General features: G+C 40.8%; 1 protein-coding gene. It reads right to left on the bottom strand.

Features of this window, described 5'->3' with window-relative positions; translation table 11 throughout:
- Positions 1-32: 32 nt before the first annotated feature.
- A partial coding sequence (locus tag F6K51_RS37810) for a calcium-binding protein (protein WP_293031444.1) occupies positions 33-1,166 on the bottom strand: 1,134 nt, incomplete at its 5' end.

Consider the following 1,166-nt stretch of genomic DNA (forward strand, 5'->3'; position numbering starts at 1 on the left):
CCTGTAGAGTATTCGCCATCTGGAATTAAGTTTTAAGCATCGAAGACGAAGTCAGAGTGACTAAGTTCGTGGGCATTAACCCCTTCAAACAAGACTTTTCCACCATAATTTGAATGGAATAGGGCACCATTGTGGGTATCGGTAAGCCGACCTTCAGCAATTACCCCACTGAACCAATAAGAAGAATCAATATAACCCCAGCCCCTAAATTCAATCTGATCGACACCAACCTCAAAGTCTTTGATCACATCATATTCACCGGATAACAAACTCTGATTTAACTCAAAAACGAATTGGTCAGCGCCACTACCACCAGTCATCATATCGCTATCACGACCACCAATCAGGATATCATCATTACTACCACCGACTAAGGTATCATTGTGGTAACCACCGACTAAGGTATCCTCGCCAAAACTGCCATGGAGTTTATCATAACCATTATCCCCATAGAGTTTATCGTCGCCTTTACCGCCTTCGAGGATATCATTACCACCATAGCCATAGACAGTATCATCCCCTAGGCTGCTATAGATTTTGTCCCCATAATTAGTTCCATGAAGTTTATCATTCCAAATACTTCCATAGCGGACATCATTGCCCAGGTTATAGATGAAGCTATCTCCCAACAACTGAATTGTACTGGTATTTACTTCTACTACAGTTAAATTGGTATCACGGTTAAACCAACGCTCATATTCTCCTGTGGTTGAGCCGTTGAGGTAGTCGATGCCATTGTTACCATTGATATCTGTAGTTTTATGGGGGTAGTAAAAGTCAACATTATAACTTCCAGCAACGTTAAGCTTGCCAACTTGACTAGAAGAAATTAAATTCCCCTTGAAGCCAAAATAATCTAACAGTCTCGTATAACCATTGGTTGTGTCTAATACAAAAAAGTAACTGCCTGACTTTGCGGAAGCATATTCAGTATTGGAATTTTCAATTTCTTTTGAGTTAAGTTGTAAAGCCGTTGAGAAATCAAAGGAGAACTTCTCATAAGCACCAACGGAAAAGTTACCAACTACCTTAGCCTGACTGTGGGCAAATACTTCATAAGCGCCCTGTTGACCAACTCCAGCACTTTGAGTAAAGAGTTCAGAAAAAGTTGGGTCATTGATAAAGGTGGCGTCAGCATTAGCAATGGCCTGACTTAAACCATCGTA

Source organism: Moorena sp. SIO3I8, from assembly GCF_010692325.1.
Classification (GTDB): domain Bacteria; phylum Cyanobacteriota; class Cyanobacteriia; order Cyanobacteriales; family Coleofasciculaceae; genus Moorena.